Source organism: Pseudomonas sp. CM25, assembly GCF_013179705.1.
Taxonomy (GTDB): Bacteria; Pseudomonadota; Gammaproteobacteria; order Pseudomonadales; family Pseudomonadaceae; genus Aquipseudomonas.
In genome coordinates, this window is record NZ_JABMCW010000272.1 from 1 (window position 1) to 7,685 (window position 7,685).

Annotated in this window: 7 protein-coding genes; 6 read left to right on the plus strand and 1 reads right to left on the minus strand. The window is 63.2% G+C overall.

Going from position 1 to position 7,685, the window contains the following annotated elements; genetic code table 11:
• From HP546_RS22585 to HP546_RS22595, 3 genes are all read left to right on the plus strand, one after another.
• A partial coding sequence (locus HP546_RS22585; RefSeq protein ID WP_172229680.1) for an ABC transporter permease subunit occupies positions 1-278 on the plus strand: 278 nt, incomplete at its 5' end.
• 10 nt (positions 279-288) lie between these two features.
• Positions 289-1,386 carry an amino acid ABC transporter permease gene (locus tag HP546_RS22590; RefSeq protein WP_172229683.1) on the plus strand — a complete coding sequence of 366 codons (1,098 nt, stop codon included), beginning with the start codon at positions 289-291 and terminating at the stop codon, positions 1,384-1,386.
• A gap of 10 nt (positions 1,387-1,396) precedes the next feature.
• Positions 1,397-2,161 (plus strand): amino acid ABC transporter ATP-binding protein, encoded by a 765-nt coding sequence (locus HP546_RS22595; RefSeq protein WP_016498022.1) that lies wholly within the window; start codon positions 1,397-1,399, stop codon positions 2,159-2,161.
• A 130-nt stretch (positions 2,162-2,291) separates the two neighbouring features.
• Here HP546_RS22595 and algW read toward each other — a convergent pair whose 3' ends face one another.
• Positions 2,292-3,452 (minus strand): Do family serine endopeptidase AlgW, encoded by a 1,161-nt coding sequence (algW, locus tag HP546_RS22600; protein WP_172229686.1) that lies wholly within the window; start codon positions 3,450-3,452, stop codon positions 2,292-2,294.
• A gap of 168 nt (positions 3,453-3,620) precedes the next feature.
• Here algW and HP546_RS22605 point away from each other — a divergent pair, with 168 nt between their 5' ends.
• The 3 genes from HP546_RS22605 to cysN all read left to right on the plus strand — a co-directional run bounded on the left by HP546_RS22605 (position 3,621) and on the right by cysN (position 7,444).
• The gene (locus HP546_RS22605; RefSeq protein WP_172229707.1) at positions 3,621-4,379 is read left to right on the plus strand and encodes a Nif3-like dinuclear metal center hexameric protein; all 759 of its coding nucleotides are present in this window, start codon (positions 3,621-3,623) and stop codon (positions 4,377-4,379) included.
• A gap of 230 nt (positions 4,380-4,609) precedes the next feature.
• Positions 4,610-5,527 carry a sulfate adenylyltransferase subunit CysD gene (gene cysD, locus HP546_RS22610; RefSeq protein WP_056801777.1) on the plus strand — a complete coding sequence of 306 codons (918 nt, stop codon included), beginning with the start codon at positions 4,610-4,612 and terminating at the stop codon, positions 5,525-5,527.
• A gap of 15 nt (positions 5,528-5,542) precedes the next feature.
• The gene (cysN, locus tag HP546_RS22615; RefSeq protein ID WP_172229710.1) at positions 5,543-7,444 is read left to right on the plus strand and encodes a sulfate adenylyltransferase subunit CysN; all 1,902 of its coding nucleotides are present in this window, start codon (positions 5,543-5,545) and stop codon (positions 7,442-7,444) included.
• Positions 7,445-7,685 lie beyond the last annotated feature (241 nt).

Sequence of the window (7,685 nt, forward strand, 5' to 3'; positions counted from 1 at the left end):
AGGGCCCGACACTGCGCAAGGTGATCATCCCCCAGGCACTGCGGGTGATCATTCCGCCGCTGACCAGCCAGTACCTGAACCTGGCGAAGAACTCGTCGCTGGCGGCCGGTATCGGCTACCCGGAGATGGTCTCGCTGTTCGCCGGTACCGTGCTCAACCAGACCGGCCAGGCCATCGAGGTGATCGCCATCACCATGAGTGTCTATCTCGCCATCAGCATCAGCATTTCGCTGCTGATGAACTGGTACAACAAGCGCATTGCGCTGATCGAGCGGTGAGGATACGCCCGTGAATGCCCATGTTTTCAAACCTGATATGCCGCCCCCGGTGAAAACCGTCGGCGTGCTCGCATGGATGCGTGCCAATCTGTTCTCCAGCTGGCTCAACACGCTGCTGACCCTGTTCGCCATCTACCTGGTGTGGCTGATCGTGCCGCCGTTGCTGCAGTGGGCGCTGATCGATGCCAACTGGGTTGGCACCACCCGCGCCGACTGCACCAAGGAAGGCGCCTGCTGGGTGTTCGTGCAGCAGCGCTTCGGCCAGTTCATGTACGGCTACTACCCGACGGAGCTGCGCTGGCGCGTGGACCTGACCGTTTGGCTTGCCGTGCTCGGCGCCGCGCCGCTGTTCATCAGGCAGTTCCCACGCAAGGCTTTCTACGGCCTGGGCTTCCTGGTGCTGTACCCGGTGCTGGCCTACACCTTGCTGCACGGTGGCTACCTGGGCCTGCAAAGCGTCCCGACCAGCCAGTGGGGCGGGCTGATGCTGACCCTGGTGATCGCCACCGTGGGCATCGTCGGCGCCTTGCCGCTGGGTATTCTGCTGGCCCTGGGACGGCGTTCGAAGATGCCGGCGGTGAAGGTGGTGTGCGTGACCTTCATCGAGTTCTGGCGCGGCGTGCCGCTGATTACCGTGCTGTTCATGTCGTCGGTGATGCTGCCGTTGTTCCTGCCCGAGGGCATGAGCTTCGACAAGCTGCTGCGGGCGATGATCGGGGTGATCCTGTTCCAGTCAGCCTATATCGCCGAGGTGGTACGCGGCGGCCTGCAGGCCATCCCCAAGGGCCAGTACGAAGCCGCTGCGGCGATGGGCCTGGGATACTGGCGGGCGATGGGCCTGGTGATCCTGCCGCAGGCGCTCAAGCTGGTGATCCCCGGCATCGTCAACACCTTCATAGCCCTGTTCAAGGACACCAGCCTGGTGATCATCATCGGCCTGTTCGACCTGCTCAACAGCGTCAAGCAAGCCGCCGCCGACCCGGCCTGGCTGGGCATGGCCACCGAGGGCTACGTGTTCGCCGCCCTGGTGTTCTGGATTTTCTGTTTCGGTATGTCCCGCTACTCCATGCACCTGGAGCGCAAGCTGGACACTGGCCACAAGCGTTAGGAGTTTCGACATGAGTGAAGCGATCAAGCAGCCTGCCGGCCCCGAGGGCATCATCCAGATGCAGGGTGTGAACAAGTGGTACGGCCAGTTCCATGTGCTCAAGGACATCAACCTGAACGTGCGCCAGGGCGAGCGTATCGTGCTGTGCGGGCCGTCCGGTTCGGGCAAGTCCACCACCATCCGTTGCCTCAACCGCCTGGAAGAGCACCAGCAAGGGCGCATCGTGGTCGATGGCGTGGAGCTGACCAACGACCTGAAGCAGATCGAGGCCATCCGCCGCGAAGTGGGCATGGTGTTCCAGCACTTCAACCTGTTCCCGCACCTGAGCATTCTGGAGAACTGCACCCTGGCGCCGATGTGGGTGCGCAAGATGCCCCGGCGCAAGGCCGAGGAAATTGCCATGCACTACCTGGAACGGGTGCGTATTCCGGAACAGGCGCACAAGTACCCGGGGCAGTTGTCCGGTGGCCAGCAGCAGCGTGTGGCGATTGCCCGTGCGCTGTGCATGAAACCGAAGATCATGCTGTTCGACGAACCGACGTCGGCGCTGGACCCGGAAATGGTCAAGGAAGTGCTCGATACCATGGTGGGCCTGGCCGAGGATGGCATGACCATGCTCTGCGTCACCCATGAAATGGGCTTTGCCCGCACCGTGGCGAACCGGGTGATCTTCATGGACAAGGGGGAGATCGTGGAGCAGGCGGCGCCGGATGATTTCTTCGACCGGCCGCGCAGTGACCGGACGCGGTTGTTCCTGAGCCAGATTCTGCATTGATACTGTTGGGGCTGCTTTGCAGCCCATCGCCGGCAAGCCAGCTCCCACAGGTACTGCACAGGGCTTGAGGCCGGTGCTATCCCTGTGGGAGCTGGCTTGCCGGCGATGGGCCGCAAAGCGGCCCCGTTTATTACTTCTCTTCTGTGGTCACTGCTGGTGCCGGTGGCGGCCGTAGCCCCACCTCGGCAATCAGCTTCAACTGTTGCCCATTGCGCATCACCTCGATGGTGATCTTCTCGTTGGGCTTGATCCGCGCCACCTGATTCATCGACTTGCGCCCGTCACCGGCGGGTTCGCCGTTGATGCTCATGATCACATCACCCAGCTGCAGCCCGGCCTTGGCCGCCGGCCCTTCGCGGAAGATGCCCGCCACCACGATGCCCGGGCGGTCTTTCATGCCGAACGACTCAGCCAGCTCCTGGCTCAGCGGCTGCACTTCGATACCCAGCCAGCCACGGATCACCTGGCCGTGCTCGATGATCGACTTCATCACCTCCAGCGCCAGTTTTACCGGAATGGCGAAGCCGATGCCCTGTGAGCCACCCGACTTGGAGAAGATCGCCGTATTGATGCCGACCAGGTTGCCGCTGGCATCCACCAGCGCACCGCCGGAGTTGCCCGGGTTGATCGCCGCGTCGGTCTGGATGAAGTCCTCATAGTTGTTAAGGCCCAGCTGGTTGCGGCCGGTGGCGCTGATGATGCCCATGGTCACGGTCTGGCCGACCCCGAACGGGTTGCCGATGGCCAGCGACACGTCGCCGATGTGAATGGTGTCGGAGCGGCCGATGGTGATGGCAGGCAGCTTCTTCAGGTCGATCTTCAGCACCGCCAGGTCGGTTTCCGGGTCGCTGCCAATTACCCGGGCCAGGGTCTCGCGGCCGTCTTTCAGGGCCACGACGATCTGGTCGGCGCCGCTGGTGACGTGGTTGTTGGTCAGCAGGTAACCCTCGGGGCTCATGATCACCGCCGAGCCCAGGCTCGACTCCCAGCGCCGCTGCTTGGGCAGGTTGTCGCCGAAGAAACGCCGGAACTGCGGGTCTTCGAACAGCGGGTGGGCGCTCTTGTTCACCACCTTGGTGGTGTACAGGTTGACCACCGCCGGGGCGGCCAGGGTCACGGCATCGGCGTAGGACACCGGGCCCTGCATGATCCGCGTAGTCTGCGGGGCTTGTTGCAGGTTGACGTCCTGGCTGGGCAGGCCGACCCATTGCGGGAAGCGCTGGATGATCAGCATGGCGATCAGTATGCCGGTAAGCAGGGGCCAGCCAAAGTAACGCAAAGCCTTGAACATGAACGAATCCTGGAAAGAGCGAAGGCCGGTGGCCGCGCGGTGGGGCATGAGCGCGCGCGATGATACACCGGTTCCCCCAGTGCCGGCGACGGCCCATAATGGCCGGCATTATACGGGCGTTCCATAGGCGTTGTGCCCGAGAAAAGCGCAGTTTTCGAGGAGATTTGCATGGCCGTCGCTCTAAACACCCTGGTCGAGGAAGCCGAGCGTTACCTGGGCAGCGCGAAGATCCAGGACTATTGCCCCAACGGCCTGCAGGTCGAGGGCCGGCCGCAGGTCAGCCGGATTGTCAGCGGCGTCACCGCCAGCCAGGCGTTGCTGGATGCCGCGGTGGAGGCGGGGGCCGACCTGGTGCTGGTACACCATGGGTATTTCTGGAAAGGCGAAAACCCGTGCGTCACCGGCATCCGCCAGCGCCGCCTGAAGACCTTGCTGAGCAACGATATCAGCCTGCTGGCGTTCCATCTGCCACTGGACGTGCACCCGGAGGTCGGCAACAACGTGCAGCTGGCGCGGCAACTGGACATTACCGTCGAAGGGCCGCTGGACCCAGCGAACCCCAAAGTGGTCGGGCTGGTCGGTTCGCTCGCCGAGCCGATCACCGCGCGTGATTTTGCCCGGCGGGTGCAGGAAGTGCTGGGGCGTGAGCCGTTGCTGGTCGAGGGTGATCAGATGATCCGCCGGGTCGGCTGGTGCACCGGGGGCGGGCAGGGCTACATCGACACCGCGATCGCGGCCGGGGTGGATTTGTACCTGACGGGCGAAGCGTCCGAGCAGACCTATCACAGTGCGCGCGAGAACGGCGTCAGCTTCATTGCTGCCGGGCACCATGCCACCGAACGCTACGGCGTGCAGGCGCTGGGTGATTACCTGGCACGGCGGTTTGCCGTGGAGCACCTGTTCATCGATTGCCCGAATCCGATCTGAGATCGGCGTTGCCTTCTTCGCGGGCGCGCCCGCTCCCACAAGGACTCCACCGTACCTGTGGGAGCGGGCATGCCCGCGAAGAGGCCGGGCCTGCAAGCCCAAACCCCCAGTCATATCGTTAGACTTTTTCGATCTAGCCCGCCTCCTAAATAGAAGCTACCGCTGTGATAAAGTGGCTCGCTCGAACACGGCCCGCAGGCCGTCCATAAGATCGTTTTTCGTGAGTAGCCATGGTCGACAAACTGACGCACTTGAAACAGCTGGAGGCGGAAAGCATCCACATCATCCGCGAGGTGGCCGCCGAGTTCGACAACCCGGTGATGCTGTACTCGATCGGCAAGGATTCCGCCGTGATGCTGCACCTGGCGCGCAAGGCCTTCTTCCCGGGCAAACTGCCGTTCCCGGTGATGCACGTCGACACCCAGTGGAAATTCCAGGAGATGTACAGCTTCCGCGACAAGATGGTCGAGGAAATGGGCCTGGAGCTGATCACCCACGTCAACCCGGAAGGTGTGGCGCAGGGCATCAACCCGTTCACCCATGGCAGCTCCAAGCACACCGACATCATGAAGACCCAGGGCCTGAAGCAGGCGCTGGACAAGCATGGGTTCGACGCCGCCTTCGGTGGCGCGCGCCGTGACGAAGAGAAGTCGCGGGCCAAGGAGCGCGTGTATTCGTTCCGTGACAGCAAGCATCGCTGGGACCCGAAAAACCAGCGCCCCGAGCTGTGGAACGTGTACAACGGCAAGGTCAACAAGGGCGAGTCGATCCGCGTGTTCCCGCTGTCGAACTGGACCGAGCTGGATATCTGGCAGTACATCTACCTCGAAGGCATCCCGATCGTGCCGCTGTACTTCGCCGCCGAGCGTGAAGTCATCGAGAAGAACGGCACCCTGATCATGATCGACGACGAGCGCATCCTCGAGCATCTCAGCGACGAAGAGAAAGCGCGCATCGTCAAGAAGAAGGTGCGTTTCCGTACCCTGGGCTGCTACCCGTTGACGGGTGCGGTCGAGTCGGAAGCCGAGACCCTGACGGACATCATTCAGGAAATGCTCCTGACCCGTACGTCCGAACGCCAGGGCCGTGTCATCGACCACGATGGCGCCGGTTCCATGGAAGACAAGAAACGCCAAGGCTACTTCTAATTTCAGGGTTACTCCATGTCGCACCAATCTGATCTGATCAGCGAGGATATCCTCGCCTACCTGGCCCAGCATGAGCGCAAGGAACTGCTGCGCTTCCTGACCTGCGGCAACGTCGACGATGGCAAGAGCACCCTGATCGGGCGGCTGCTGCACGACTCGAAGATGATCTACGAGGACCACCTCGAGGCCATCACCCGTGATTCGAAAAAGTCCGGTACCACCGGCGAAGAAGTCGACCTGGCGCTGCTGGTAGATGGCCTGCAGGCCGAGCGTGAGCAGGGCATCACCATCGATGTCGCCTACCGCTACTTCTCCACCGCCAAGCGCAAGTTCATCATCGCCGACACCCCGGGCCACGAGCAGTACACCCGCAACATGGCCACCGGTGCCTCCACCTGCGACCTGGCGATCATCCTGGTCGACGCCCGCTACGGCGTGCAGACCCAGACCCGTCGCCACAGCTACATCGCCTCGTTGCTGGGCATCAAGCACATCGTCGTCGCGGTCAACAAGATGGACCTCAAGGGCTTCGACCAGGAAGTCTTCGAGTCGATCAAGGCCGACTACCTGCAGTTCGCCGAAGCCATCAACCTGACCCCGAGCAGCCTGCAGTTCGTGCCGATGTCGGCGCTCAAGGGCGACAACGTGGTCAACCACAGCGAGCGTTCGCCGTGGTATACCGGCCCGACGCTGATGGAAATCCTCGAAACCGTCGAAGTGTCGGCCGACCGCAACTTCACCGACCTGCGTTTCCCGGTGCAGTATGTCAACCGCCCGAACCTGAACTTCCGCGGCTTCGCCGGCACCCTGGCCAGCGGCGTGGTGCACAAGGGCGACGAAATCGTCGTGCTGCCATCGGGCAAGAGCAGCCGTGTCAAATCCATCGTCACCTACGAAGGTGAGCTGGAGAACGCCGGCCCCGGCCAGGCCGTGACACTGACCATGGAAGACGAGATCGACATCTCCCGTGGCGACCTGCTGGTGCATGCCGACAACGTACCGCCGGTGACCGACCAGTTCGACGCCATGCTGGTGTGGATGGCCGAAGAGCCGATGCTGCCTGGCAAGAAGTACGACATCAAGCGTGCTACCAGCTACGTGCCGGGCTCGATTGCCAGCATCACCCACAAGGTGGATGTGAACACCCTGGAGAAGGACGCTGCCAGCGCCCTGCAACTGAACGAGATCGGCCGCGTCAAGGTGTCCCTGGATAGCGCCATCGCCCTGGACGGTTACGACAGCAACCGCACCACCGGCGCGTTCATCGTCATCGACCGCCTGACCAACGGCACCGTCGGCGCCGGCATGATCATCGCCCAGCCCGTCCTGCCGCATGGCAGCACCGGGCAGCATGGCAAGCAGGCCCACGTGTCCACCGAAGAGCGCGCCTTGCGCTTCGGCCAGCAGCCAGCCACCGTGCTGTTCAGCGGCCTGTCCGGCGCTGGCAAGAGCACCCTGGCCTATGCCGTGGAGCGCAAGCTGTTCGACATGGGCCGTGCGGTGTACGTGCTCGATGGTCAGAACCTGCGGCACGACCTGAACAAGGGCCTGCCACAGGACCGCGCCGGCCGTACCGAGAACTGGCGCCGCGCCGCCCATGTGGCGCGCCAGTTCAACGAAGCCGGCCTGCTGACCCTGGCCGCATTCGTGGCCCCGGATGCCGAAGGCCGCGAGCAGGCCAAGGCACTGATCGGCAAGGAGCGCCTGGTGACCGTTTACGTCCAGGCCTCGCCGCTGGCCTGCCGCGAGCGTGACCCGCAAGGCCTGTACGCTGCCGCTGGCGACAACATCCCGGGCGAAAGCTTCCCGTTCGATGTGCCGCTGGATGCGGACCTGGTGATCGACACCCAGTCCACCAGCGTGGACGAAGGCGTGAAGCAGGTGCTGGACGTGCTGCGTCAGCGTGGCGCGATCTAAGCGCTGGCCCGCAATTAAAAAACCCGCTTCGGCGGGTTTTTTTTGTTGTGCGCCAGGCATGGCGCGTTGCGCGTTAGCGCAACCAGCTTGGCTGTGGTGGCCGAGCGGGTGACTTGGAGGTGAAAGTCCTCTACACACCCGGCAAGGGGAAGTGTTAGCCGGAGGCAAGGGTGTCGCGGGCGACTGCGAATCTGAAGGAAGCCCGAGGCAAAATGCTGGCCTGACGAACAGGAAGCGGATC